Consider the following 26,492-nt stretch of genomic DNA (forward strand, 5'->3'; position numbering starts at 1 on the left):
CGATTTCCTTTGAATTTAAGGGAAAATAATAGGCGTTATTCTAACACGGCTAAAAGGCCGTCTGAAGAATTCAGGCGGCCTTTTGTCGTTACATCAAAGAACAGTGTTGTTTGGACGAATCAATTGTTGAAAGTGTTGCACTGGTTAATGTCGCCGCTTTCCAAGCCGCGTTTGAGCCAAGTCATGCGTTCTTCGGACGAGCCATGGGTAAAGCTGTCGGGAACGACATAGCCCTGAGCCTGTTTCTGCAAGCGGTCATCGCCGACGGATTCGGCAGCCAGCATCGCTTTTTGAATGTCTTCGGCTTTGAAGATATTGTTGTTGACGGCGTAGTGTCCCCAAATACCGGCGAAGCAGTCGGCCTGCAATTCGAGTTTGACGGAAAGAGCATTGGCCTCTTTCTTGCCGACTTGCTGTTGCATTTTGTGGACTTTAGGCAGAATGCCGAGCAGGTTTTGAACGTGATGGCCGACTTCATGGGCAATAACGTAGGCAAACGCAGCATCGCTGGCCGATTCGAGCTTGGTGCGCATGTCTTCGTAGAAGCTCAAATCCAAATAAACTTTTTGGTCGCCCGGGCAGTAAAACGGGCCCATGGCAGATTGGCCCGTACCGCAGGCGGTGGACGTACCGCCTTCATACAACACCATGGTTGCCGGTGTATAGCGTTGGCCGTGTTGTTGGAAATATTTGCTCCATGCTTTTTCCGTATCGGCAAGGACAACGCGGGACAGTTCGTTCAATTCGGCTTCTTGTTGGCTGTCGAGTCGGGAAGCTTGCTGGGTAGGAATGCTCATCGAAGATGAGCCGCCAACCAAACCGCTCAAATCCACGCCGTAATATGCGCCGATCAAAACCACGATAATGCCGAGTATGCCCGGTGTTTTGCCGCCACCGCCGCCGCGGCTTCCGCGGCGATCTTCGACGTTTTGGCTTTGTTCACGACCTTTCCAATCCATAATGCGTATCCTGTGTAGTTTTCATGCGGCGGATTATACTATGGAATGCCAAATGTGTTTGATCGAGTTGTGAATATTGCTTGAGGCCGTCTGAAAATGCGACATCTGGAAAGTGAAAACGGCAGTATCTTTCAGACGGCCTTGGTGTTTGTTAGAATGAATAAACCTACTATTGGGAGATATAAGATGAAAGTCAGCAGTAAAGCTATTGTCAACGGCGAATTTGAAGACAAATACGGCAAGCGCGGCAGCCAGTTCAGCCCGAGCGGTATGCCTTCTTATTCGATTCCTTTTGAGATCGAAGATGTACCTGAAGGAACAAAATCGTTTGCCGTGGTGTTGGAAGACAAAGATGCCATTTCAGCATCGGGTTTCGTATGGACGCATTGGTTGATTTCGGATTTGAAACGTACTTTCGTGGCAGAAAATGAAAGTATTTCTGCAACAGATTTTACGCAGGGTGCAAACACTTGGGCGAGCGCATTGGGTAAATTTGAAATTGAAGAGGCTTCTTTTTACGGCGGTATGGCGCCACCGAACAACCGCCATCGTTATGAACTGATTGTGTACGCGCTGGATACCGTTTTGGATTTGCCGCGCGGTTTCCGCTTTAATGAGCTGCATTTTGCCATGCAGGGCCATGTTTTGGATTCGGCATGCGTGGTCGGTACTTATGATGTATGACGGTATGCGTCATTATTGAAAACAGCCTGTCCGTTTTTAATTCGGACAGGCTGTTTTTATGGGAAATCAAATCAATTAAACCACTTCGGCTTTAGTGATGATGACAGGTTCGCTCGGTACGTCGTCGTGGTAGCCGTGACGTTTGGTAGAAACGCCTTCGATAGCATCGACAACGTCAAAACCGTCAACGACTTTACCGAATACGGCATAGCCCCAGTCTTGGACAACGGTTTTGCCGTACAGCTCTTTAGAACGGAAGTTCAAGAAAGCGTTGTCGGCAGTGTTGATGAAGAATTGCGCGCTGGCAGAATGAGGATCGGAAGTACGTGCCATGGCGATGGTGTATTTCTCGTTAGGCAAACCGTTGGATGCTTCGTTTTGAATCGGATCACGGGTTTCTTTTTCGTTCATGTTTTCATCCATGCCGCCGCCTTGAATCATGAAGCCTTTGATGACGCGGTGGAAGATTACGCCGTCGTAGAAGCCGTCTTTAACGTATTGCTCGAAGTTTTTAGCAGTAACGGGGGCTTTGTCGAAATCGAGTTCGATTTTGATGTCGCCTTTGTTGGTGTGCAGGATAATCATGGGTTTCCTTTCGTTAGAATCCGGTTTTGAATCATTCGTTAAATTGTGTCTGAACGACAAACTTCAAGGCCGTCTGAAAAATATTCTTTCAGACGGCCTTGTTGTTTAGGTTGATGGTTTACATCAGTACAGCATAAGCCCACAGAGCAACCAATACTACGCAGAGGATGTTCAGCAATAAGCCGACATTCATCATTTCGCGTTGCTTGATTAAGCCTGTACCGAACACAATCGCGTTAGGCGGTGTGGCAACCGGCAACATGAAGGCACAAGATGCACCGACACCGATGACGAATACCAAGACTTGTTCCGGCAGACCCATTTGCGCGGCAATGCTGGCGAAAATAGGCACAAGCAGGGCGGCGGAAGCCGTGTTACTGGTGAACTCGGTCAGGAAGATGATGAAGGTGGCAACCACGAAAATCACCAGCAATGCAGGAGAATGGGAGAATGTGGAAGCAACTTGCTGACCCAATGCTTCAGATGCGCCAGAAGATTGCAGCAACGCGCTCAAGCTGATACCGCCACCGAAGAGCATCAATACACCCCAGTCGGTATTACGGGCAACTTCTTTCCATTGCGCCACGCCGAATACGACGACGGCAACGGCGGCAATCAGGGCGATAACGGTATCGGGGTTGGAAATACCGAATGCGGCTTTGATTTTGGAGCTGAATACCCAAGCGATGGCGGCTGCCAAGAAAATCAACAACGCGATAACGCGGTGCAAAGTCCAAGGGATAGATTCGGCTTTAACTTCCACGCGCTCGTTCAAATTAGGTTTGAGGATGACGTACATGGAGAACAGCATCAACGGCAGAATCAACAGCATCATCGGCAGGCCGAGCTTCATCCAGCCGACGAAGTCCAAGTTCAGCGCTTTGGCGGCAATCATGTTCGGCGGAGAACCGACCACGGTACCCAAGCCGCCGATACTGGCGCAGTAGGCGATACCGAGCAGGACGAAAACGTAGGTTTTGCGTTCTTTTTCTTGATCGAGGTGGCTCATCATACCCATTGCCAAAGGCAGCATCATCGCGGCAGTCGCAGTGTTACTGATCCACATAGACAGGAAGGCGGTAACGGCAAACAGCATCAATACGGCAACTTTCATATTGCCGCGGGACAGGCGCAACAGGCTGACGGCGATTTTACGGTCGAGACGTTGCATGTGCAGTGCGGTAGCAAGTGCGAAGCCGCCGAAGAAGATGTAAATCGTCGGATCAGCAAAGCCTGCCATTGCTTTTTTGATGTCCATATCCGGGAAGCCGAGTACAACGGCAAGGATAGGGATCATCAGCGCGGTAACGGTAATGTGTACGGCTTCGGTAAACCAAAGTGCCGCAACGAAAATCAACAGCGCGATACCTTTGTTGGCATCAGGGCTATAAGGAAGTATGTAATAAATGCCGAAGCAGACGACGGCGGAGATGATGGTGGTCAGCAGGCCTTTAAAGTCGGTAATCGGCTTTTGTGCACTGAGCAGCTCGACGTTTTCCGGATGCTGGGTTTTGTCCTTTGCGTGCAGATCCATAGAATGTTCCTCTGAAGTTTGCTGGTTTTTCTTTTACGCTTGTGCCGGCCGTTTTCAGACGGCCTGACAACGACAGTATATTTGTAATTTAATGTAGTGTAAATAAATTGTAAATTATTTTTTAAAATAAAATAAAAAACGGACAAGCAGCAGGAAGGCTGTTTGTCCGTTCGATTAGGAAAGTGATTGGATTTTAAACATTTTGCGTCAGATTGTCTTGTTCCTTAAACAACAAACCGCAAACGGCCAGACCTGCCGCCGCCAGCAAGGCTCCGGCAATGCCGATATTGGAAAGGCCGAACCAGACGGTTACATAATGTCCCAAAAGCGCACCGCCGCCGATGCCGACATTGTACAAACCTGAATAAATCGAGTTGGCCACATCTGTTGCATCCGAGGCGAATGCCAAGACTTTCGATACCATCCCCAAGCTGACGATGACGATGGCCACGCCCCAAATAAACACCAGCGCGTATACCGCATAAGGGAAAGAGACAAACGGCAGAAGCAGCAGGGCAGAGAGCAGGATGACCGCCACCGCGCCAAGCATAAACAGGCGTTGCGATTTGGCAAACCATTTGCCAAACAAATAAGAAGCGGCAAAGCCTGCCAAACCGTACAGGCTCAAAACGATGGTGACCTGTTCAGCCTTAAATCTGCCAACTTGCAATACAAAAGGCTCGATATAGCTGTATGCCGTGAAATGTGCCGTAATAATCAACACCGTCATGGCATAAAGCAGCATCAGGTTGCGACGTTTGAACAAACTCGGCAGGCTGCTTAAAGAGCCGGTATTTTGGCTGGGTAAAGCAGGCAGGTTTTTGGCCAACACCAGCATTACGCCGGCAGCGCAGACCCCGATCAACAGGAAGCTGAGCTGCCAGCCGAAGTACTGCCCGACCACGCGCCCCAGCGGAATACCCAAAACCATCGCTAAAACCGTACCCGTACTGAGCAAGCCCAAAGCCTGATTGGTTTTGCCGGTGGGCGCAAGCCGTACCGCCAAAGAAGCCGTAATCGACCAAAAGACCGCGTGTGTCAGCGCAATACCGATACGGCTGACCAAGAGGATGTTGAAGTTCCAAGAAAAAAACGACAGCGCGTGAAACAGCGCAAACAGTGCAAACAGCATCAGCAATAATTTGCGCCGTTCGATGTTTTTCGTCATCAGCATCAGCGGCAGCGATAGGAGCGCAACAATCCACGCATACACCGTAATCATCATGCCCACTTCCGTTGCCGCTTTGCCAAAGCTCTGACCGATGTCGCTCAAAAGCGCAATCGGAATATATTCGGTAGTATTGAAAATAAACGCACCCACCGCCAGCGCGCATACGCTAACCCATTGTTTGAATGTTGAAGTCATTATTATGTCCGTTTGATGAAGCAAAAGGTGTTATTGTACGCCTATCTGCATTTTTCAGACGGCCTTAATGAAGAATTTGCAAGCTGTTTGCGTAAGGAGTAAAGTGTTCGGCAACCATATTTGTTTGAATGAAAGGAAATACAAATGCAAACTGTTACCCTCAATATCGACGGCATGACCTGCGGCGGCTGCGTGAAAAGCGTAACCCGTCTTTTGGAAGGCGTAGAAGGCGTGGAAAAAGCAGAAGTCAGCTTGGAAAACAAAAATGCAGTGATTACTTTTGATGAAAGCAAGACAGATACCGATGCGCTGATTGATGCCGTAGAAGATGGTGGCTACGATGTGGCTTTGTAACCGATAAGCGTATTTTGAAAAGGCCGTCTGAAACGCTTCAGACGGCCTCTGTCTCTTGATAACTTACTTTTTGCCATTATTTGGATTACACCGCCACATGGGTAAACAAAAGTTTTCGCGCATAGCCCAACCACATTCAGAAGGAAGAAACCATGCAACAAAAAGTCCGTTTCCAAATCGAAGGCATGACCTGTCAGGCCTGCGCTTCGCGTATTGAAAAAGTGTTGAACAAAAAAGATTTTGTCGAATCGGCAGGGGTGAACTTCGCCAGCGAGGAGGCGCAGGTTACGTTTGACGACAGCAAAACTTCCGCTGCCGACATTGCCAAAATCATTGAGAAAACCGGCTACGGCGCGAAGGAAAAAACGGAAGACGCGCTGCCGCAGCCCGAAGAAACCGCGCATGTAAGCTGGCGGCTGTGGCTTTTGCTGGCCATTAATATTCCGTTCCTTATCGGCATGGCAGGCATGATGATCGGGTGGCACGATTGGATGATTCCGCCGATGTGGCAATTTGTGCTGGCAAGCATAGTGCAACTTTGGCTGGCCATCCCGTTTTACAAAAGCGCGTGGGCGAGCATTAAAGGCGGACTGGCGAATATGGATGTGCTGGTTACCATCGGTACAGTGTCGATTTATCTGTATTCTGTCTATATGCTGTTTTTCAGTCCGCATGCGGCGCACGGCATGGCGCATGTGTATTTTGAAGCAGGCGTGATGGTGATTGGTTTTGTGTCGCTGGGCAAATTTTTGGAACACCGCACCAAAAAATCCAGCTTGAACAGCTTGGGCTTGCTGCTCAAACTCACGCCGACCCAAGTCAATGTACAACGCAACGGCGAATGGCAACAGCTTCCCATCGACCAAGTGCAAATCGGCGACCTTATCCGCGCCAATCACGGCGAACGCATTGCCGCCGACGGCATTATTGAAAGCGGCAGCGGTTGGGCGGACGAGAGCCACCTTACCGGCGAATCCAATCCCGAAGAGAAAAAGGCAGGCGGCAAAGTGTTGGCAGGCGCGCTGATGACCGAAGGCAGCGTGGTGTACCGCGCCACGCAGCTCGGCAGCCAAACCCTGCTCGGCGACATGATGAATGCGCTCTCTGAAGCACAAGGCAGTAAAGCACCGATTGCGCGCGTAGCCGATAAAGCGGCGGCGGTGTTTGTGCCTGCTGTCGTGGGCATCGCGCTTTTGACTTTTATCGCCACTTGGCTGGTTAAGGGCGATTGGACGATTGCGCTGATGCACGCCGTTGCCGTTTTGGTGATTGCTTGTCCGTGCGCGCTCGGTCTGGCGACCCCTGCCGCGATTATGGTTGGCATGGGCAAAGCAGTGAAACACGGCATTTGGTTTAAAGACGCAGCGGCAATGGAAGAAGCCGCCCACGTCGATGCCGTCGTGCTGGACAAAACCGGCACGCTGACCGAAGGCAGGCCGCAGGTTGCCGCCGTTTATTGCGTTCCCGACAGCGGCTTTGACGAAGACGCTTTGTACCGCATCGCCGCCGCCGTCGAACAAAACGCCGCCCACCCGCTCGCCCGCGCCATCGTCTCCGCCGCCCAAGCGCGTGGCTTGGAGATTCCTGTCGCACAAAACGCGCAAACCGTTGTCGGCGCAGGCATTGCCGCCGAAGTGGAAGGCGTAGGTTTGGTGAAAGCAGGCAAAGCCGAATTTGCCGAACTGACCTTGCCGAAGTTTTCAGACGGCGTTTGGGACATTGCAAGCATTGTTGCAGTCTCAGTTGACAACAAACCTATCGGCGCATTCGCACTTGCCGACGCATTGAAATCTGATACCGCCGAAGCCATAGGCCGTCTGAAAAAACATAATATTGATGTTTACATTATGAGCGGCGACAACCAAGGTACGGTCGAATACGTAGCCAAACAACTGGGTATCGCACACGCCTTTGGTAATATGAGTCCGCGCGATAAAGCTGCCGAAGTGCAGAAACTCAAAGCTGCCGGCAAAACCGTGGCGATGGTCGGCGACGGCATCAACGACGCACCTGCGCTCGCCGCCGCCAACGTCAGCTTCGCCATGAAAGGCGGTGCGGACGTTGCTGAACACACCGCATCCGCCACACTGATGCAGCATTCGGTCAACCAGCTCGCCGATGCCCTGCTGGTGTCGCAGGCAACTCTGAAAAACATCAAGCAAAACCTGTTTTTCGCCTTCTTCTACAATATTTTGGGCATTCCGCTCGCCGCGCTTGGCTTTCTAAACCCTGTTATCGCAGGCGCGGCAATGGCGGCAAGCTCGGTTTCCGTGTTGAGCAATGCCTTACGCCTGAAACGGGTGAATATTGAGTGATAATATAAAGGCCGTCTGAAGACTGTTTTTTCAGACGGCCTGTCATTTAAGTATTTTTGAAGGAATAATCATATGAAAACACTTCGTTTATTGTTTGGCTTGGCATTGGTTGTTACTGGGTTTAGCGTGCAGGCTGAGGATTACAGCGAGAAGCAGCACGATAAGCTGATACGAGAATGTAATCGAAACAATCTGGAGAGTTGCGTCACTGCGGCCATTTGGATGCGCGATTATCTTGAAGCGCCTGCTCATGCGTATCCGTTTCTGAAAAAAGCCTGCGATGGCGGCAATATGCGCGGCTGCAATGTTTTGGGTAATCTGTATCTCAATCCGTCCAGCGGTTTAGGCATGGATTATGCCGCCGCGGTCAAGCTCTACGAGCGAGCCTGTAAAGGCGGTTATGAAAATGCCTGTACCAATTTTGAAGAAACTAAAGCAGAGATGGCGCAAGGCAATACACCAGACCGCGACAGCCGTTTAAACCAACTGAGCGAATCTTGTGCTTTGGAAAACGAAGCTGCTTGTCAGGCGTTAATGATGGAAATGCAACGTTGAGTATGACGTTAAGGCCGTCTGAAATCGGTTTTCAGACGGCTTTCAATCTATATTTTCTGATTGAGTGATCCACTGGGAGATGTCGTATGGACATGATGTTGTTTACCAATATTGTATTGATTGTTTTATGTATTTTTACCATGTTGCTGGTGTGGTCGCGCAACTGGAAACGCAAGCAGGCGTATTTTGAGAAAATCAAAAGTAATCCGGAAAACCTCAAATGGGTTGGGCAAAATCTGACCGATCAGGAATGGAAGGATTTGAAAGTCGTAAGCGACCGTTTTGGGCTGCCCATGTTGCAGGCCAAGCAATTAATTGATTTTTATAAAAACAGTCAGCGTTAATTGATGATTTAACGATAGAACTTGACTGAAGTTAAGGCCGTCTGAAATAGCACTCTTATAATAATATAAGTGATATTTCAGACGGCCTTGCTGTTGATTCAAATAAAGGGAGGAGAACAAAAATGACCGTTTACTTAATCGGCGACTCCGTTCGGCTTGCTTCGGAGCCTTACACGCGCGCCGCTTTGCCTGAGGTGGATATTGTTTCTCCATCGGAAAACTGCCGTTCGTCGCATGATGTGTTAGAGCATATCAGGCAATGGACAGAGGGCGCGACTGTGGGAGACATTATCCACATCAATTGCGGTTTGCACGACATCCGCCACAATCAAGGCTGTAATGAGCCGGTGGCCGATATAAAAACCTATCGCAGCAACCTGATTCAAATTTTCGATTATCTGAAACAGACAGGGGCAAAAATTATTTGGGCGAGCAGTACGCCGTTTTTGGAAAGCGTACACAATATCGTCAAACCCTCGCGCCGCTATCTGGCCGACTTGAAGGCCTATAACCGTGTGGCGGAGGATTTGGCAAGGCAATATGGTTTTACCGTCAATGATTTATACAGTCTGATGTTTGAGCAGGATTTGACCGATGTGATGCTGTGCGATGGACTTCATTTCAATGAGTTCGGCAGCAAGATGATAGGCGAGGCAGTAGCCGAAGCGATATTGAAACAGTTGTGCTAACTTGACGTAATCCATTTTTATTATGTTTTTAATATTGAGACAGACTTTAAGTTGCAACCCAATATCTATTGGGGTATAGTGATTACTCTTATCAACATGAAACTAAGAAGGAATAAATGATGACTGGCAAATTAGATCAAATCAGCGGTGAAGTAAAAGAGAAAGCCGGCGAAGTTCTTGACGATTCCAAACTCAAAGCTGAAGGCGTAGTTCAACAAGGCGTCGGTAAGACAAAAGAAGTTGCTGCGGATGCTAAAGAAAAAGCAGAAAACTTTGCAGGCGAGGCTAAAGAAAAAGTAGAAAACTTTGCAGGTGAAGCTAAAGAAAAAGCAGCTCATTTAGCCGGTGAAGCCAAAGAGAAAGTAGCACACTTGGCTGAAGAAGCCAAAGAAAAAGCTGAAGGCTTGATTAATGATATTAAAAGCAAATTTTAATATTTAAAGAATAAAAGGCCGTCTGAAAGATTTTTCAGACGGCCTTTGTTTATGGTTTTAAAGTTTAGGCAAACTGTTTGCCAAATTCGATAAACTCGTCTTTTTTGGCTTTGGCTTTGCCGGAGTCGATGGCTTCTTGCGCGGCTTTGACACCGTCCGCCAGCGATGCGACCACATTTCCTGCGTAGAGCGCGGCGGCTGCATTGAGGACGACGATGTCGCGTGCGGCACCGACTTTGCCATCCAGCACTTCGTTCATTTTTTGCAGGGATTCTTGCGCGTTTTCGACTTTGATTTCGTCCAAATTGCGGCGGATTTCCATGCCGAAATCGGCCGGGCTGATATCGTATTCGGTGATTTTGCCGTCTTTCAGTTCGGCAACGCGGGTTTTGCCGGTCAGCGTGATTTCATCCAAACCGCCTTCGCCGCACACAACCAAAACATGTTTGGAACCAAGCTGTTGCAATACGCGGGAAAGAATGCCGCACAAGTCGATGTGGAACACGCCCAAGAGTTGGTTTGCCGCGCCGGCAGGATTGGTCAGTGGGCCCAAGATATTGAAGATGCTGCGGAATCCGAGCGAACGGCGGACAGGGGCAACATAGCGCATGGCGCTGTGATGGTTGGGCGCGAACATAAAGCCGATGCCGGTTTGCTGAATGCTTTGGGCAACCTGTTCGGGGTTGAGATTGAGGTTGGCGCCCATTTGTTCCATGACATCGGCAGCGCCGCTGGATGAAGAAACGGAGCGACCGCCGTGTTTGGCAACTTGCGCGCCTGCCGCAGCCGCGACAAACATAGAAGTCGTGGAAATATTGAAAGTTTTGGCACCATCGCCGCCCGTGCCGACAATATCGACCAAGTCATCGGCGTTTTCCAGCGGCACTTTAGTGGCAAATTCGCGCATCACGCTGGCTGCGGCGGTAATCTCGGAAACGGTTTCAACTTTAATCCGCAGGCCGGTCAGGATGGCGGCGATTTGCTCGGGCGGAACTTGGCCACTCATGATTTGGCGCATGAGGTCGGTCATTTCATCGTAGAAAAGTTCGTTGTTGCTGATGAGGCGTTCAATCGCTTGTTGAGGGGTAATCATGATTTTTCCTTTGTTCGTGTCCGATGTGATTCAGGCCGTCTGAAAATGCGGTTTGAACATTGTCAAACTCCTTTCAGACGGCTTTTCATTAAGATTTTTGCGGGCGATAGTCTTTGAATTCTTCCAAGAAGTTTTTCAGCATATCGTGGCCGTGTTCGGTCAGCAGGGCTTCGGGGTGAAACTGTACGCCTTCGACGGCATATTCTTTGTGGCGTACGCCCATGATTTCGCCGTCTTCCGTCCAAGCGGTAATTTCGAGGCAGTCGGGCAGGGTGGAGCGGTCGATGGCCAGGCTGTGGTAGCGCGTGCAGTTGACCGGATTGGGCAGGCCTTTAAACATGCCTGTGCCGTGATGGAAAACGGGGGAGACTTTGCCGTGCATCATCGTTTGCGCGCACACGACATTGCCGCCGAACGCTTCGCCTATAGTTTGATGGCCGAGGCACACGCCCATGACGGGCAGCCTGCCGGCAAAGTGCTGCATAGCTGCAACAGAAATGCCTGCCTCTTTAGGGGAACAAGGGCCGGGGCCGATGACCAGATATTGCGGCTTTAGGGCTTCGATTTCTTCGATGGTGATTTCATCGTTGCAACGTACCAAAACTTCCTGCCCCAATTCGGCAAAGTATTGGACGATGTTGTAGGTGAAGCTGTCGTAGTTATCAATGAATAAAAGCATTTGCAAACCTTTAATGACATTTTGGCAGACAGGGTAAGGTCTGCCAAAATTGTAAAAATCGTTTATGTTTGCATAATATCACAATCTTTACCTAAAGGCCGTCTGAAACGGCGGATAAGACAAAACAGCTAAAAAATGCTATGCTTTACGCTTTGAACCTAATCTGTTTGAAGTGATGAAAAAGTATCTTATCCCGACTGCCGCCGTTGTTGTCGCCGCTGCGCTCGGCACGCCTTATTATCTTGGTGTCAAAGCGGAAGAAAGCCTGACCGAGCAACAAAAGCTGTTGCAGGAATCCGGTTTCCTGACCGTTGAGTCCCACCAATACGATCGCGGCTGGTTCAGTTCAACCGAGACGACCGTCATCCGCCTCAAGCCGACCCTGCTTCAAAATACGCAAAAATACCTGCCGGACAATTTGAAAACCGTCCTGCAAGAGCCGATTACGGTCATTAACCATGTGACACACGGCCCGTTTGCCGGCGGCTTCGGTACGCGTGCCCACGTGGAAACCGAGTTCCAATACCATCCGGAAACCAAAAAAGTTTTAGACCGCTTCTTCGGCCAGCAAACGCCGTTGACCATGACCAATACGGTTTACCTTTCCGGCGACGGCAAACTCAGCCTCAATATTCCCGCCTTCGATTATGAAGAGCTTTCCGGTATCAAGCTCAACTGGAAAGGCTTTAGCGGCAATACCGATTACAGCCAAGGCTTCAAAAGCTATCGCCACGATTACCTTGCGCCGTCTTTGCAAGTCAAATTGGCCGACAAAGGCGATGTGTCTTTGGAAAACCTGCGCTTCCAATCCGAAACGGAAGACGGCCTGACCAAACTTGCTTTGGGTAAGAGCAGCATTACGCTGGATAAATTCCTGCTGCAATGGAAAGAAAACATTGATTACAACGTTAAGTTGAATGAGTTGGTCAACCTTGTGACCAACCTGCAAATCGGTGCATTTATCAATCCGACCGGCACGATTGCTCCGTCTAAAATCGAAGTCAGCAAACTGCGTTTCGATACCCAGACCGGCGAAGTCGATAAATTCATCAACAGCGAAGGCCGCTTCCAATTTGAAAGCCTGACTTATGGCGAAGATAAATACGGCCCTCTGGATATTAATGTCGCTGCCGAGCATTTGGACGCCGCATCACTTTTGGCATTGAAAAACAAAATTGCCGAAGTGTCCGTGAAGAAAATGAGCGAAGAAGAAATTCAGGCTTCCTTGATTCAGACGGCCAAAAACGAGGCTTCGGGCCTGTTTACCAACAATCCGGTTTTAAACGTCAAAACTTTCAAATTTACCATGCCTAATGGTGATGTCGATGTCAGCGGCAAGCTTGCCTTTAAAGGTTTGACGGCCAAAGACCTCAACAGCCTGGGCGATATGCTGAAAAAAACCGAAGCCGACTTCAACATGAGCGTACCGCAAAAATTGTTGGAACAACTCGCCGTTAACCAAGCAAGCAGCCTGTTTAGCGTCAATGCCGAAGATGAAGCCGCAGGCCGTGCCAGCATCGACGATATCAACGAGACCTTGCGCCTGATGGTAGACAGCACCATTAAAAGCATGGCAAGCGAAAAATATTTGTCCTTAGAAGACGATAATGTCAAAACCCATCTGACTCTGCAAAACAGCGAGTTGAAATTAAACGGAAAAGTCCTTCAAAGCGACCCGGAACCCGAGTTTGATGAATCAGACTTTCCCAATAACTAATCCTCAATCACACAAACAGCGGTTTTAGCTTCACTGAAGTTAAAACCGCAAATCAACCCACAATCAAAAAGGAAACCCATGTTTCGTACCATGCTCGGCGGCAAAATCCACCGTGCCACCGTTACCGAAGCCGACCTCAACTACGTCGGCAGCATTACCGTTGACCAAGACCTGCTGGATGCGGCAGGTATTTGCGTGAACGAAAAAGTCGCTATCGTCAACAATAACAACGGCGAACGTCTTGAAACCTACACCATCCCCGGCGAACGCGGCAGCGGCGTCGTTTGCTTGAATGGCGCGGCTGCGCGTTTGGTTCAAAAAGGCGACATCGTGATTATCATGTCTTACGTTATGTTGTCCGAACCCGAAATTGCAGCGCATGAGCCGAAAGTCGTCCTCGTCGATGAGAACAATAAAATCCGCGACGTGATTTCTTATGAGCCGCCGCACACCGTGTTGTAATATTCAAACAAAGGCCGTCTGAAACGTTTCAGACGGCCTGTTTCCCAAATTCAACTTATCTGAAAGGCTTTGCCGTGAATATCCAAATCAACAACATCACCGTCAGCAACGATGCGCCCTTTACCCTTTTCGGCGGCATCAATGTCCTTGAAGACCTTGACTCTACGCTGAAAGCCTGTGAGCAATACGTTAAAGTAACCGATAAGCTCGGCATCCCTTATGTGTTCAAAGCCTCTTTCGACAAGGCAAACCGCTCTTCCATCCACTCTTTCCGCGGTGTGGGTTTGGACGAAGGCATGAAGATTTTTCAAGCGGTGAAGCGCGAGTTTAACGTTCCCGTGATTACCGACGTTCACGAGCCTTACCAATGCCAACCGATTGCCGAAGTCTGCGATGTTATTCAGCTGCCTGCCTTCTTGGCACGCCAAACCGATTTGGTGGTGGCAATGGCGAAAACCGGCAATGTCATCAACATCAAAAAGCCGCAATTTCTCAGTCCGTCTCAAATGAAAAACATTGTGGAGAAATTCCAAGAAGCAGGCAACGAACAAATTATTTTGTGCGAACGCGGCGCAAACTTCGGCTACGACAATTTGGTGGTCGATATGCTGGGCTTTGGCGTGATGAAAAAAACGTGTAACAACCTGCCCGTTATTTTTGACGTAACCCATTCCCTGCAAACACGCGAATCCGGTGCCGCCGCATCTGGCGGCCGTCGCGCCCAAGTATTGGACTTGGCGCTTGCCGGTATGGCAACCCGATTGGCCGGTTTGTTCCTTGAATCTCATGCTAATCCCGACCAAGCCAAATGCGATGGCCCAAGTGCATTGCCGCTTGCACAATTGGAAGACTTCCTGACCCGTGTTAAAGCAATCGATGAAACCGTGAAATCGTTTGCGCCTATGGATATTCGTTAAGGGCAAATAAGTTAAAAGGCCGTCTGAAAGCATTTTCAGACGGCCTTTTTATTGGCATTACTGTCCGCGTAAAAACAACGCATCCAATTCTTTTAAAGTCAGTTTGACCCAAGTCGGACGGCCGTGGTTGCACTGGTTGCTGCGCGGTGTGTTTTCCATATCGCGCAGGAGTGCGTTCATTTCGGGCAAAGTCAGTTGGCGGCCGGCGCGGACGGAGCCGTGGCAGGACATGGTGGCGAGGATGTGGTTTTCGTGTTCCTCGATGGTTTGGCTGCTGCCGACTTGGGTGAGTTCGCCCAATACATCTTTGGCCAGTGAAACGACGTCGGCTTTGCCGAGCATGGCGGGAACTGCGCGGACGGCAAGGGTATTACCGCCCATGTCGGACAATTCCAGCCCGAAGCCTGCCAGCGTTTCGGCATGATCGGCAAGGGCGGCACATTCTTCGTGGGATGCGGCAAAGGTTACGGGAATAAGCAGACGCTGGCTTTGCAGGTTGCCGTTTTCCTGACGTTGGCGTTTCATTTTCTCGTAGTTGACGCGCTCGGCGGCAGCGTGCATATCGATGAGCAACAGACTGTCTTCTGCTTGGGCAAGGATGTAGATGCCAAGTAATTGGGCAATGGCAAAACCGAGCGGCGGCAGTTCGGATTGTGATGGAAGGCCGTCTGAAAGTGGCGTATCTGTTTTGGGAGTAGGCATTTCAGACGGCATATTGCCGAAACGTGCCTGCTCGAATTGGCCCAACTCAAGGTCGATGTCGTCGGTTTTTTTGTAAAGCTCGGCGTAAGTATTCATGGCCGCGCGGCTTTCGCGCAGGGACAGGCTGCGTTGTTGCGGCGCACGCGCTGCTTGGTAAGGCATGGGCGCGGTTTTGCCTGATGTGCGTGTATCGGATTTGTTGCCCGTCGGGTAGTTGGATGCGCTATCAAACAGATTTTCGCTGTCGTTTTCAGACGGCATTGGTGCAGGCGTAACGCCGGTAATGTCATGCAGTACTTCGCCTGCGTTGCTGACGCTTTCGGTCAAGTCGGCGCGCGTGTCGGCAAGGGCTTTGTTGAGCGTGTGGAACACGAGTTGGTGTACTTGTTGGCTGTCGCGGAAGCGGATTTCGGTTTTGGTTGGGTGTACGTTGACATCCACGGCTTCTGGCGGCAGGTCGAGAAAGAGGACGAAAGCAGGCGTCAGCGCGTTGTGCAATACGTCTCGGTATGCCTGCTTGACGGCATGGAGCATGACTTTGTCGCGGACAAAACGATGGTTGACGAAGCAGTATTGTTTGTCAGTTTTGCCTTTGGCGAAAGTCGGCTTGGCAATCGCGCCATAGAGCCGTAATGCGCCATTGCCGCTGTCAATTTCCAATGAGGCCGTCTGAAAATCATCGCCGACAATGGCGGCGATACGTTCATGCAGGCTTTGTGCAGGAAGTTTGAACACTTGTTTGCCGTCGCGTTTGAGTGAGAAGGCAATGTGCGGATGCGCCAGCGCGAGGCGTTCGAGCATGGTAGCGCAGTGGGCGTATTCGGTGTTTTCAGATTTGAGGAACTTGCGCCGCGCCGGGGTATTGAAGAAGAGTTCGGCGGCTTCGATGGTGGTGCCGACGGGGTGGGCGGCGACGGTGGGGCTGCTGAGTTTGCCGTCTTCGGCTTTGACTTGGGTCGCATGCGTGCTGTCTTCTTGACGGCTGGTCAGGGTCAGGCGGCTGACGGAGGCGATACTGGCCAAGCCTTCGCCGCGAAAGCCCATGCTGGCAACGTGTTCCAAATCGTTTAAGGTTTTGATTTTGCTGGTGGCATGGCGGTGTAGTGCAAGCTCGATGTCGTCCGTATGGATACCGCTGCCGTTGTCGCTGACGCGAATCAGGCGGATGCCGCCGCCGGCCAGCTCGACATCAATCGTCGTCGCGCCTGCATCGATGCTGTTTTCAACGATTTCTTTCAAGGCGTTGGCAGGACGTTCGACCACTTCGCCGGCGGCGATTTGGTTGACAAGATGGTCGGGCAGGGCGGCAATTCGGGACATCGGTTTCTTTCAAAAAAGCAACAGAGGAAGGGGAAATTACAGGTATTTGCGCATCAATTCGCATTCGACGCGGATGGTTTTGTTCAGCTGCAATACGGCAGTGCCGAGCGATTCATAACGGTTGAGGCGATAAAAAGGCACGGAATTGAGCGAGGCATACAGTTTGAGAAAGCTGAGACCTGCATTTCGTGCCATTTCTTCGGCGCGGCTGAGCAGGGCCGTACCCAAGCCGAGATTGTGGAAGAGCGGATGGACGTATAGGGCGTCCAGTTGCGCTTCTTTGAAATCGACTTGGAAGAAGCCTTGAATCAGCCCTTTGTATTCGACCACCCACAATGCTTTGTTTTTATCGGAGATGGTTTCCAAATAGCTGTTGATGTCGAGCAGACTTTCCCATGTGTGCATAATGGTTTCATCGTAACTGCGGATGCAGGCGTATTGAACGGCATGCAGATGGGCGTTGTGTATGGCTTGGCAGTCTTTTTCGGTTGCCGGACGGAGGATGGTCAGAAGGCTCATGGCGGATGGTCGGAAAAATTGATTTCAGACGGCCTTTAGCAATCAAAGGCCGTCTGAAAAAAGTGGGTAAGGTTACAGGCTTTGATGTAAGGTTTGTGCGGTTTGGAACGCGTTGTCCGTATCGTTGGCCAAGACGGTAAAGTGGCCCATTTTTCGGCCTTTGCGCGCGGCTTTTTTACCGTAAAGATGCAGATGTGCGTTCGGGTTGCTTTGCAGCGGCAGCCATTCGGGTTCGCCGCCGTCTTCCTTCCAAACGTCGCCCAAAATATTCGCCATACAGCAAGAACTCAGCAATTTAGTGTCAGCCGGAGGCAGGTTGCACATCAGGCGGACCTGTTGCTGGAATTGGTCTGCCGCGCAGGCGTCGATGGTATGGTGGCCGGAATTGTGCGGACGCGGTGCGATTTCGTTGACGACCAATTCATGCATATCGCCGACAACAAACATTTCTACTGCCAATACGCCGACGTAGTTCAATTCATCGGCTAAACGCTGCGCCATTTGTCGCGCTTGTAGCTGAATGTCGGCACTCAGTCGGGCTGGGACAATGGAGTAGGCGAGGATACCGTTTTCGTGAATATTTTCGGCAGGGTCGAAAGTTTGCACGTTGTCATTGTTCAGACGGCATACGATAACGGAAATTTCGCCGCGCAAGTCCACCATTTTTTCCAAAACGCAATCCACACCGCCGTGTTCGGCAAACGCGGCTTTGAGTTCATCCAATGTTTTTACGCGGATTTGGCCTTTGCCGTCGTAGCCCAAAGTGGCAGTTTTCAGGATGCCGGGCAGAAATTGTACGCTGTCTTCAGTAATGTCTTCGGCCTTGCAAACTGCTTGATATGGTGCGGTTTGCAGGCCAGCTTTGCGTATCCATGCCTTTTCCTGAATGCGGTTTTGCGCGATGGCAACGCAGTCGCCGCTGGGGGAAACATTGGTGTGTTTGGCGAGAAAACGCATCGCGTCGGCATTGACGTTTTCAAACTCGGTCGTAACAGCCGCGCATTTTGCCAATTCTTCCAAAGCGGCCGGGTCATCAAACGGCGCACACAAATGGCGGTCGGCAAATTCCGCTGCTGGCGCATTCGGGTCGGGATCGAGTACGGTTACTTTGTAGCCCATGGTTTTGGCAGCAACAGTAAACATTCTGCCTAATTGTCCGCCGCCAAGAATGCCGAGCATAGCAGGAGGGAGGATGGGGGATGTGTTCATGGATAATCGCTTTATGAAGAAATTGTGTAGGGTGTTTGCGGGCTGTCTGAAAATGGTTTTACGGCTTCAGACGGCCTGATGTTTTAAAGTTTGCCGATAAATTGCGGCGGAACGTTTTCAGTTAACCATACGCCGTTGTCCGCCAAATAAAATTGATGTCCTGCCGCAAGCATGGCGACAGTGTCGATGGTCAATACAACCGGCTTGCCGTGGCGGGAGCCGACGTTGACGGCTGTTTCGGCATCGGCAGACAGATGGACAAAATGGCGCGAGGCAGAATGCAGGCCTTGCTCCAAAATAGACGGAACAGAGTGCTCAGCCGTACCGTGATACAAAATCTGAGGAGGCGTTGCCACTTTGTGTTCGACCTGAACTTGTGCCGTCGAATGACCTTGCGCCGCGCGGATGCGTTTGCCGTCTTCAAAAAGGGTAAACCGTTTTTTATCGTTGTTTTCGACCACTTCCAGCAATACTTCGTAGGTCAGCGGATTGCCCGTAAAGCCGCGCTCGGGATGATTTACCTGTGTCAGCAGGGTATCAATATCCACCCAGCCGTCTTTATCCAAAGTAATGCCGATTTGCTCAGGATGATGACGTAAGATAAAGCTAAGGAATTTGCTGATGGATTTTAGTTGTTTTTCGTTTAGTATCATTATGCCCATTTTAGACTGATATAGTTTAGAAGATCAGTATTTAATTTTTATAGTAGCCTAAAAATTTCTAGAGATTATAGGCTTTACTTTTGACAGTATTAACGAACTATTCCCATACTTTGTGAATGATTCATCTGTTTTTCCATTTCACGTTGTTCAGCTTCTAACTGAAAGTTTTGTTCAGTTTTCAGTATATCTTTAAAGCTTTCTCTGGAATCAATGTTCATTGCTTCATTGACATCAACTTTAGCGATTCGGAGAAAAGTATTATCCTTATGCATGACGCCCAGACAGTTATCTTTTGTGATGTTGAATGCCATAATTTCAGGAAGTTTTTTAGCATAGGCTTCAGCAGTTAAGGCCGCAATACCGTTCTGGATACTGTCTTCTGAATAAGGCAGATGATGTTTTTTTATAAATTCAGTAAATTTGTCTGTAATTTGCGCGTGAAGTTTTTGCGCCTGCTCTGGCATATTTTTGAGAGAATAAGGATAGTTCTGCTCTTCGGTTTCAGATTTAGGGTTAGTAATCGGAACATACTCAAATTGATTGTCACCATTGATGGTATGATCAAAGTATTGCGGTGTTTTCGGGTGGGATTTGTCGTAATACACTCTGCGGCGGTCTTCATCACCCAAGTCCAGGCCGTTGATCTCGAGCTGACGCTCTTCCAGTCCCAGCCCCTTCATATCGATGACCAGCTTGGCTTTTGGGTCATGTGCGTAATGCTTGCGCACGATGTAGCCAATGACGTGCGCCGCATAGATGTTGCGGTAGTCCGATTCGCCGTGCGGCCCCAGTTGTGCCTTTTCGGGCGGCTGGTCGTAATAGGTATGGGCAAGGATTTCTTTTTGGCTGTCGGAGACAGTCATATCGGGATTGAATTTCAATCCTCGGGTAGGGACAATCTTTTTATTTCCAAGTGCAGTTTCATCTAAAAAATACTGCTCGTATCCGAATCCTTTACCGACAACCTCTTGCAGGCTGAGATTGGTTTTCCCCTGCTGTTTCTGTTCGTAGCTGACGACAGCATTCCAGCCCGCAATCATTGCCAACGCCTCATTGTTGCGTTCGGCATCCAGCAAATCTTTCAGTGGTTTGGTATAGTCTTTGCGCTTGGCATCGCTTTCCGCAATTGTGTTGATTTCGGCAAGTACCCGGTTTTCCGTTTCTTTATGTCCCTGTTCGTAGTAAAAGAAACCGTGCTGCATTTCATGGCCAAGCTGGAAGATAAGGGATTTTTGTTCATCCGGCGTTTCTAGCTGTGACAGATTAATGGAAATCCGGGTTTTACTCGCATTGTAGCTGGCGCCGGCATGCGGATTTTTATTGACAGCCAGTTTGTCCAAATAGCCCTTTTCCGCTGCGGTATTGAGTCGTTCGGTTAATATGGGTGATGCTGTTACGGCGGCAATCAGATTGTGGTATGCATCCGAGTTTTTGCCGTTGGGGAGCGAATTTTGGGCAAAGTCGTCCAATATCTTTTGCAGTTGAGGATTGATCTGATTCATGTTTTATGACCCTGGTTTAAAAATATTGAAAGTAATTTCATTGATGCATTTATGCAGTACCTTTTGTGCACTTTCCCCCTGATAAAAGACTTTCAGATGTGATTTATAGCCGTTTGGATATTTTTTTTCATAGCCGTTGAAAGGCTTGCCCAAACGTCCCTTCCCTGTATAGATAAACCCCGCCTGCTCCAGAAGCGGATGGAACTGATCCAAATCCATCTGGCAAATCGGTGTAGCAGGGGGATACCCCCCTCCATCACCGAAATATAAACGCATTGTCCCACTTTTATCCAAATCGAAATTAATCCACCAGCTCCAGCCGGTATTTCCAAAATTATTGCCTGCATAAAAATCCCATGCTGAGTTTTCTTCTTTGCTATATGGGACTAAGTTCATTTTCATCACCTTTTCCGCCGTTTCAATTCTAAAATCTTCTGGCGATTTGGCGTAGTGTAAGAAATCCAATACCTTGGTCAGCACTTCAGGTGCAGTCAGATTCGGTCTTCCGGCAATCTGCTGTTTGTCTTGATTCATCATGTTACCCTCCTTTGCGGGTATGGGGTTTGCGGTGGAGCAGGCTGAAAGCAGCAGCCCGATGGTCAATGCGGTTGCGATTGTGTATTTCATGGGGTTCTTTCAAAACTGGGAAGCTGATCTTTCAGACGACCTTTTGTCAAGAAACGTCGTCTGAAACAGCAGCCTCGTTTTCAGCTGCGACAGATTAATGGAGATCCGGGTTTTACTCGCATTGTAGCTGGCGCCAGCATTCGGATTTTTATTGACCGCCAGTTTGTCTAAATAGCCCTTTTCCGCTGCGATATTGAGACGTTCGGTCAATACGGGTGATGCCGTTACGGTGGCAATCAGATTGCGGTATTCGTTTGAGTTTTTGCCGTTGGGGAGCGAATTTTGGGCAAAGTCGTCCAATATCTTTTGCAGTTGAGGATTGATCTGACTCATGTTTTATGACCCTGGCTTGAAAATATCGAAAGTAATTTCATTGATGCATTTATGCAGTACTTTTTCTGCACTTTCCCCCTGATAAAAGACTTGGAGATCTGCTTCGTAGCCATTCGGATATTTTTTTTCATAGCCGTTGAAAGGCTTACCCAAGCGTCCCTTCCCTGTATAGGTAAATCCCGCCTGCACCAGCAGCGGATGGAACCGGTCCAAATCCATCTGGCAAATCGGTGTGGCAGGGAGATCCTCTCCTACATCACCGAAATGTAAGCGCATTTTTCCGGATTGATCTTTTGTAAAATTAATTGACCAGATCCAATTGCTGTCGCCAAACTTATTACCGATATAAAAATCGCTATAACCATCTGTACGTTCCAGCAACTTTAAATTCATTACTTTCCCTGCCGTTTCAATCTCAAAATCCTCAGGTGATTGGGCATAGCGCAGGAAATCCAATACCTTGGTCAATACTTCGGGTGCGGTCAGATCCGGTCTTCCGGCAATCTGCTGTGTATCTTGATTCATCATGTTGCCCTCCTTTGTGGGTATGGGGTTTGCAGTGGAGCAGGCTGAAAGCAGCAGCCCGATGGTCAATGCAGTTGCGATTGTGTATTGCATAGGGTTCTTTCGAGGCAGGGAAGCTGATCTTTCAGACGACCTTTTGTCAAGAAACGTCGTCTGAAACAACAGCCTCGTTTTCAGCTGCGACAGATTAATGGAGATCCGGGTTTTACTCGCATTGTAGCTGGCGCCAGCATGCGGATTTTTATTGACCGCCAGTTTATCCAAATAGCCTTTTTCTGCTGCCGTATTGAGCCTTTCGTTTAATGCATGAGAAGCAGTTACTGCAGCAAGCAGATTACGGTATTCATCTGACTTTTTGCCGTTAGGTAGAGAGTTTTGGGCAAAGTTGTCTAAAACAGTTTGCAGCTTAGGATTGATTTTATTCATTTTCTACAAACCTTTTTTAAAAACAAGAAAGGTAATTTCATTGATACAGTCATGCAATACTTTTTCTTTGCTTTCCCCTTGGTAGAACACATTAAGATGAGATTTATATCCATCCGGATACGTTTTTACGTAACCATTAAAAGGTCTGCCCATATGTCCTTTACCTGTGTAAATAAACCCCGCCTGCTCCAGCAGCGGATGGAAATGATCCAAATCCATCTGGCAAATCGGTGTAGCAGGGGAATACCCCCCTCCGTTACCGAAATATAAGTGCACTTTCCCGCTTTTCTCTTTTGAATTGAAATTAATCCACCATCCCCAGCCGGTATTTCCAAAGTTATTGGCTGCATAAAAATCCCATGCCGATTTTTCTTCTTTGCTATATGGGGCAAATTTCATTTTCATTACTTTTTCCGCTGTTTCAATCCGGAAGTCATCGGGTGATTGGGCATGGCGCAGGAAATCCAAAACCTTGGTCAGCACTTCGGGTGCGGTCAGGTTTGGTCTTCCAGGTGTGGTTTGTATATTCTGATTTATGGGTTTACTCTCTTTTGTAGTCATTGTGTTGACGGAAGAACAGGCTGAAAGCAGCCCAACAATTAATATAGTTGCGGTTCCGTATTTCATGGTTTTTTCTTTAGAGATAAGTTTTCTTTTGGATAAACTTCAGTCAAAAAGGCCGTCTGAAAATTATTTATCCAGCCCTTCTTGCACCATTTGTGCTGCGCGGATTACTGCGCGGGCTTTGTTCTGCGTTTCCTGCCATTCGGAGGTTGGGTCGGAGTCGGCAACTACGCCTGCGCCGCTTTGGACGAAGAGTGTATTGTTTTTAATCACGGCAGTACGGATGGCAATGGCTAAGTCCATGTCGTTGTTGAAACTCCATACGCCGACTGCGCCGCCGTAGATGCCGCGTTTGCTTGGTTCGACTTCTTCGATGATCTCCATGGCGCGGACTTTGGGGGCGCCGGAAAGTGTGCCTGCCGGGAAGGTGGCAGCGAGGATGTCCATGTTGGTCATGCCGTCTTTCAGACGGCCTTCGACGTTGGAGACGATGTGCATTACATGGGAGTATTTTTCAATCACCATTTTGTCGGTGACTTTGACTTCGCCGGTTTTACTGATGCGGCCGACGTCGTTGCGTCCTAAGTCAATCAACATGACGTGTTCGGCAATTTCTTTGGCATCGCTCAGCAGGTCTTGCTCGTTGGCAAGGTCTTCGGCTGGTGTTTTGCCGCGCAGGCGAGTACCGGCAATAGGGCGGACGATGACATCGTCGCGTTCGCGGCGGACAAGGATTTCGGGCGAAGAGCCGACAATATGGAAATCGCCGAAATCGTAGTAGAACATATACGGCGATGGGTTTAGCGTACGCAGGGCGCGGTAGAGGGCAAGCGGATTATCGGTAAATTCCATGCTCATGCGTTGGCTGGGGACAACCTGCATGCAGTCGCCTGCAAAGATGTAGTCTTTGATTTTATTGACGCAGGCTTTGAAAGGTTCTTCTCCAAATTCGCTGACTGCTTGGGTTTGTTTGCTGCCGAGGGAAAGCGGGATGGCACAACTTTGGCGTAACTGGGTACGGATGTCTTCAAGACGTTCGCGTGCGCGTTCATAGCCGTTGGCTTGAGACGGATCGGCATAAACAATCAGGTAGATTTTGCCGCTTAGGTTATCCACTACCGCAAGCTCTTGCGAGAGCATCAGGAGGATGTCGGGCGTGCCGAGGGGATCGGCTTTGGCCGTATGTTTCAGGCGGTGGGCAAAATGTTCGAAATTGTAGATGGTTTCATAACCGAAATAGCCGACCAGGCCACCGGTAAAGCGTGGCAGGTTTGGGATTTCTGGCGTTTTGAAGCGGTTGTGGAAGGCTTCGATAAAGGGCAGGGGATTGCCGTCGTGTTGTTCGACGATTTCGCCGTTTTGATACACATCGACATGTTTGCCGCTGGTTTTGAGATAGTGGCTGCAAGGCAGGCCGATAAAGGAATAGCGGCCGAAGCGTTCGCCACCGACAACGGATTCGAGCAGGTAGGTGAAAGGCTTGTTGGCAAGTTTGAGGTAGATTGAGAGCGGTGTGTCCAAGTCGGCAAGCAGCTCTTGAACGAGTGGAATGCGGTTGTAACCTTGTGCGGCTTGGGCTTGGTATTCTTGTTTGCTGATCATCTTGATAAGTCTTTCAGACGGCCTGTTTTAGGGTGTTAAATCGTGTGAAGAGTATAGCATTTTATTGGAATTGTTGACAGTCTGAGCGTTATGTCAGATATGGAAAACGCCGTCTGAAAAAGACGGCGCGAGGTATTAGGCAATGGTGTTGGAGATTTTGTTTTTCCGGCTTCGTTTCCACTTGAAAATATAAGCGGCAACAACGGGAATCAGGGCGATAATGGATTTGAATGTCCAGCCTGAATACCATGTACCTTCAGGAACGTCGCTGGCAAGCCAAGTGAAGTATGGCCACCAGCAGGCAACCAGGCTGCCGAGGAACAGCGGCCAAATATGACGGCTTAAGTTGCGCTGCCATAAAAGGAAACAGATGGCTGCCCAAACGAAAGTCAGTACGGTAATCAGGAGGATGGTGTAGGCATCTGAAATCAGGATGGCGGCAAAGTAGTAGCTGAGTCCGACCCATAATAGGGCAAGTATCAAGACGATGATTTCTTCTGGGCGTTTAAACATATTTTCTCTCTTTTATAAGACTGGCAATGCGTTAATACTATACCCTAAACACGAAGCGATGATAAGAGTCTTTCAGACGGCCTTGTAGCCGGGTTTGCTATAATGTGTGCAATCAATTTTTTGGAAAGGACAAACCATGACGGCAAACTTTCAAGAAACGCTGAAGGCTTTGGGCAAACAGGCGAAAAAGGAAGCTGCGGAGCGGGAAGCCGAAGCGAAGGCTAAAAAGCAGGCAGAAGATGTGGATTTCAGCAAGGCGGTTGGCAAGGTTACGCCTTTGAAAAATGCCGGCAACTATTATGAACAGCCTCGCGATAAATCGCCTATCAAACCGCGACCTAAAGAAATGGCAACTTTGGAGCAGGAAGATTATTTTTATGTGGGCAGCGGCGGCTGGGAAGAACCGCCGGCTTCGTTCAGTAAAAACGGGCAGGGTAAAAATGATTTGATGCGTTTGCGAAACGGCCATTATCCTGTTGTGGCTGATGTGGATTTGCACGGCTATACTCAGGAAGAAGCGCAGCAGGTATTGAACGAATTTATTGAGTTTACGAAAAAACGCGGCGTTTGCGGCGAGATTGTCCACGGTAGTGGCTTGGGTTCTTCAGGCTATAAACCGGTTTTAAAAAATATGACGCGCCGCTGGTTGATGCAGCATCCTGATGTGTTGGCTTATGTCGAGCCTCGACAAGGTAATGATGGTGCAGTCAGGATCTTGTTGAAGCGTCAACGCCGAGACGATGATTGGAAACAGTAAAATATAAAAAAGCAGTGTCAGTAAGATGACACTGCTTTTTTATATTTGTCAGACTAAGAAGATTTCTTTTTGGAAACCGATTCGCAACCTTTGCTATTGGTCATTGTGGTTTTGGAATCTTTGGCGGAATCAATATCAGTGCATTTGTAAGTATTGCCCAAACTATCCATCCAAACGGAAAGGGTATAGCCTGTTTTTGTGGGAATGGCTTTCAAACGATAGGCTCGGCTTGTACTGGTATCAATCATTTCGGCAGAGTATTTGTATTTGTCTGCCAAATCTTTATGGCCTTTATATGAGGAAATAAAGTCATCCAACTTGGTTTTAATCTCATCAGTTTTCCACTTTGGATTTTTAACCATCTGGGTTTTAAAAGCGGAATTGATGGCGACTAACTCGGCATGCGCTTGTGATTGGTAGCCGCGTTCAATGTAGCGGTTGTAAGAGGGAATGGCAATGACGCTCAGGATGGCTAAGATGGCGACGGCAATCATCATCTCAACCAGCGTAAAGCCTAGTTGTTTAGTAGAGGCGGTATTCATTT

At 49.1% G+C, this 26,492-nt stretch carries 29 protein-coding genes; 11 read left to right on the plus strand and 18 right to left on the minus strand.

Annotated elements, in window-relative coordinates; genetic code table 11:
- Positions 1-119 precede the first annotated feature (119 nt).
- Positions 120-959 (minus strand): KPN_02809 family neutral zinc metallopeptidase, encoded by an 840-nt coding sequence (gene ypfJ, locus ACTHTS_RS04415; protein ID WP_440346291.1) that lies wholly within the window; start codon positions 957-959, stop codon positions 120-122.
- A gap of 186 nt (positions 960-1,145) precedes the next feature.
- Here ypfJ and ACTHTS_RS04420 point away from each other — a divergent pair, with 186 nt between their 5' ends.
- On the plus strand, positions 1,146-1,643 hold the full coding sequence (locus tag ACTHTS_RS04420; protein ID WP_440369335.1) for a YbhB/YbcL family Raf kinase inhibitor-like protein: 498 nt from the start codon (positions 1,146-1,148) through the stop codon (positions 1,641-1,643).
- Between the two features lie 75 nt (positions 1,644-1,718).
- Here ACTHTS_RS04420 and ACTHTS_RS04425 read toward each other — a convergent pair whose 3' ends face one another.
- The 3 genes from ACTHTS_RS04425 to ACTHTS_RS04435 form a co-directional block, all read right to left on the minus strand.
- A complete protein-coding gene (locus tag ACTHTS_RS04425; RefSeq protein ID WP_004519830.1) occupies positions 1,719-2,228 on the minus strand; it encodes a peptidylprolyl isomerase in 510 nt (169 codons plus the stop codon).
- Positions 2,229-2,346: 118 nt separating this feature from the next.
- Complete coding sequence (locus tag ACTHTS_RS04430) at positions 2,347-3,762, minus strand: SLC13 family permease (RefSeq protein ID WP_440369336.1); 1,416 nt, start codon at positions 3,760-3,762, stop codon at positions 2,347-2,349.
- Between the two features lie 193 nt (positions 3,763-3,955).
- Complete coding sequence (locus ACTHTS_RS04435) at positions 3,956-5,128, minus strand: sugar transporter (protein ID WP_440369337.1); 1,173 nt, start codon at positions 5,126-5,128, stop codon at positions 3,956-3,958.
- A 144-nt stretch (positions 5,129-5,272) separates the two neighbouring features.
- Here ACTHTS_RS04435 and ACTHTS_RS04440 point away from each other — a divergent pair, with 144 nt between their 5' ends.
- From ACTHTS_RS04440 to ACTHTS_RS04465, 6 genes are all read left to right on the plus strand, one after another.
- On the plus strand, positions 5,273-5,482 hold the full coding sequence (locus tag ACTHTS_RS04440) for a heavy-metal-associated domain-containing protein (RefSeq protein WP_004519826.1): 210 nt from the start codon (positions 5,273-5,275) through the stop codon (positions 5,480-5,482).
- A gap of 152 nt (positions 5,483-5,634) precedes the next feature.
- Positions 5,635-7,797, plus strand: a complete 2,163-nt coding sequence (locus tag ACTHTS_RS04445) for a heavy metal translocating P-type ATPase (RefSeq protein WP_440345710.1) — start codon at positions 5,635-5,637, stop codon at positions 7,795-7,797.
- A 72-nt stretch (positions 7,798-7,869) separates the two neighbouring features.
- On the plus strand, positions 7,870-8,352 hold the full coding sequence (locus tag ACTHTS_RS04450) for a sel1 repeat family protein (protein WP_440345709.1): 483 nt from the start codon (positions 7,870-7,872) through the stop codon (positions 8,350-8,352).
- 86 nt (positions 8,353-8,438) lie between these two features.
- Positions 8,439-8,696, plus strand: a complete 258-nt coding sequence (locus ACTHTS_RS04455) for a hypothetical protein (protein ID WP_440345708.1) — start codon at positions 8,439-8,441, stop codon at positions 8,694-8,696.
- 122 nt (positions 8,697-8,818) lie between these two features.
- Positions 8,819-9,385, plus strand: a complete 567-nt coding sequence (locus tag ACTHTS_RS04460; protein WP_070460885.1) for an SGNH/GDSL hydrolase family protein — start codon at positions 8,819-8,821, stop codon at positions 9,383-9,385.
- A gap of 119 nt (positions 9,386-9,504) precedes the next feature.
- Complete coding sequence (locus ACTHTS_RS04465; protein WP_070460884.1) at positions 9,505-9,819, plus strand: CsbD family protein; 315 nt, start codon at positions 9,505-9,507, stop codon at positions 9,817-9,819.
- A 64-nt stretch (positions 9,820-9,883) separates the two neighbouring features.
- Here ACTHTS_RS04465 and trpD read toward each other — a convergent pair whose 3' ends face one another.
- Complete coding sequence (gene trpD / locus ACTHTS_RS04470) at positions 9,884-10,912, minus strand: anthranilate phosphoribosyltransferase (protein ID WP_107723128.1); 1,029 nt, start codon at positions 10,910-10,912, stop codon at positions 9,884-9,886.
- An 88-nt stretch (positions 10,913-11,000) separates the two neighbouring features.
- Complete coding sequence (locus ACTHTS_RS04475) at positions 11,001-11,591, minus strand: aminodeoxychorismate/anthranilate synthase component II (protein ID WP_440345706.1); 591 nt, start codon at positions 11,589-11,591, stop codon at positions 11,001-11,003.
- A gap of 175 nt (positions 11,592-11,766) precedes the next feature.
- On the opposite strand from ACTHTS_RS04475, the gene ACTHTS_RS04480 reads away from it, so the two are divergent.
- From ACTHTS_RS04480 to kdsA, 3 genes are all read left to right on the plus strand, one after another.
- Positions 11,767-13,308, plus strand: a complete 1,542-nt coding sequence (locus ACTHTS_RS04480) for a YdgA family protein (protein ID WP_440345705.1) — start codon at positions 11,767-11,769, stop codon at positions 13,306-13,308.
- A gap of 78 nt (positions 13,309-13,386) precedes the next feature.
- Positions 13,387-13,770: an aspartate 1-decarboxylase gene (gene panD, locus ACTHTS_RS04485; RefSeq protein WP_003678944.1), complete on the plus strand. Its 384-nt coding sequence runs from the start codon at positions 13,387-13,389 to the stop codon at positions 13,768-13,770.
- A 74-nt stretch (positions 13,771-13,844) separates the two neighbouring features.
- Complete coding sequence (gene kdsA, locus ACTHTS_RS04490) at positions 13,845-14,687, plus strand: 3-deoxy-8-phosphooctulonate synthase (RefSeq protein ID WP_440345704.1); 843 nt, start codon at positions 13,845-13,847, stop codon at positions 14,685-14,687.
- Positions 14,688-14,744: 57 nt separating this feature from the next.
- On the opposite strand, the gene mutL is transcribed toward kdsA, so the two are convergent.
- The 11 genes from mutL to ACTHTS_RS04545 all read right to left on the minus strand — a co-directional run bounded on the left by mutL (position 14,745) and on the right by ACTHTS_RS04545 (position 25,191).
- Positions 14,745-16,709 (minus strand): DNA mismatch repair endonuclease MutL, encoded by a 1,965-nt coding sequence (gene mutL / locus ACTHTS_RS04495; RefSeq protein ID WP_440345703.1) that lies wholly within the window; start codon positions 16,707-16,709, stop codon positions 14,745-14,747.
- Between the two features lie 36 nt (positions 16,710-16,745).
- Positions 16,746-17,228, minus strand: a complete 483-nt coding sequence (locus ACTHTS_RS04500) for a GNAT family N-acetyltransferase (RefSeq protein ID WP_440345702.1) — start codon at positions 17,226-17,228, stop codon at positions 16,746-16,748.
- Positions 17,229-17,300: 72 nt separating this feature from the next.
- The gene (locus tag ACTHTS_RS04505; protein ID WP_440345701.1) at positions 17,301-18,437 is read right to left on the minus strand and encodes a 5-(carboxyamino)imidazole ribonucleotide synthase; all 1,137 of its coding nucleotides are present in this window, start codon (positions 18,435-18,437) and stop codon (positions 17,301-17,303) included.
- 83 nt (positions 18,438-18,520) lie between these two features.
- Entirely contained in the window at positions 18,521-19,090 is a 570-nt protein-coding gene (locus ACTHTS_RS04510) for an RNA 2'-phosphotransferase (RefSeq protein WP_440369338.1), read from the minus strand.
- A 98-nt stretch (positions 19,091-19,188) separates the two neighbouring features.
- Positions 19,189-20,601: a hypothetical protein gene (locus tag ACTHTS_RS04515; protein WP_440345698.1), complete on the minus strand. Its 1,413-nt coding sequence runs from the start codon at positions 20,599-20,601 to the stop codon at positions 19,189-19,191.
- 3 nt (positions 20,602-20,604) lie between these two features.
- The gene (locus ACTHTS_RS04520; RefSeq protein WP_440369339.1) at positions 20,605-21,228 is read right to left on the minus strand and encodes a hypothetical protein; all 624 of its coding nucleotides are present in this window, start codon (positions 21,226-21,228) and stop codon (positions 20,605-20,607) included.
- Positions 21,229-21,237: 9 nt separating this feature from the next.
- Positions 21,238-21,561 carry a hypothetical protein gene (locus ACTHTS_RS04525; RefSeq protein ID WP_440345696.1) on the minus strand — a complete coding sequence of 108 codons (324 nt, stop codon included), beginning with the start codon at positions 21,559-21,561 and terminating at the stop codon, positions 21,238-21,240.
- A 3-nt stretch (positions 21,562-21,564) separates the two neighbouring features.
- Positions 21,565-22,512 (minus strand): hypothetical protein, encoded by a 948-nt coding sequence (locus ACTHTS_RS04530; RefSeq protein ID WP_440345695.1) that lies wholly within the window; start codon positions 22,510-22,512, stop codon positions 21,565-21,567.
- 3 nt (positions 22,513-22,515) lie between these two features.
- Positions 22,516-23,139 carry a hypothetical protein gene (locus ACTHTS_RS04535; RefSeq protein ID WP_440345694.1) on the minus strand — a complete coding sequence of 208 codons (624 nt, stop codon included), beginning with the start codon at positions 23,137-23,139 and terminating at the stop codon, positions 22,516-22,518.
- A 63-nt stretch (positions 23,140-23,202) separates the two neighbouring features.
- Entirely contained in the window at positions 23,203-24,678 is a 1,476-nt protein-coding gene (gene trpE / locus ACTHTS_RS04540) for an anthranilate synthase component I (protein ID WP_440345693.1), read from the minus strand.
- 135 nt (positions 24,679-24,813) lie between these two features.
- Positions 24,814-25,191: a hypothetical protein gene (locus tag ACTHTS_RS04545; protein ID WP_101755531.1), complete on the minus strand. Its 378-nt coding sequence runs from the start codon at positions 25,189-25,191 to the stop codon at positions 24,814-24,816.
- A 136-nt stretch (positions 25,192-25,327) separates the two neighbouring features.
- Here ACTHTS_RS04545 and ACTHTS_RS04550 point away from each other — a divergent pair, with 136 nt between their 5' ends.
- Complete coding sequence (locus tag ACTHTS_RS04550; protein WP_107723136.1) at positions 25,328-25,948, plus strand: Smr/MutS family protein; 621 nt, start codon at positions 25,328-25,330, stop codon at positions 25,946-25,948.
- A 53-nt stretch (positions 25,949-26,001) separates the two neighbouring features.
- On the opposite strand, the gene ACTHTS_RS04555 is transcribed toward ACTHTS_RS04550, so the two are convergent.
- The gene (locus ACTHTS_RS04555) at positions 26,002-26,490 is read right to left on the minus strand and encodes a PilX family type IV pilin (protein ID WP_440345692.1); all 489 of its coding nucleotides are present in this window, start codon (positions 26,488-26,490) and stop codon (positions 26,002-26,004) included.
- Between the last annotated feature and the right edge of the window lie 2 nt (positions 26,491-26,492).

Origin of the sequence: Neisseria sp. P0019.S003 (assembly GCF_051957115.1) — a bacterium.
In the GTDB taxonomy this organism is placed as follows: domain Bacteria; phylum Pseudomonadota; class Gammaproteobacteria; order Burkholderiales; family Neisseriaceae; genus Neisseria; species Neisseria flavescens_D.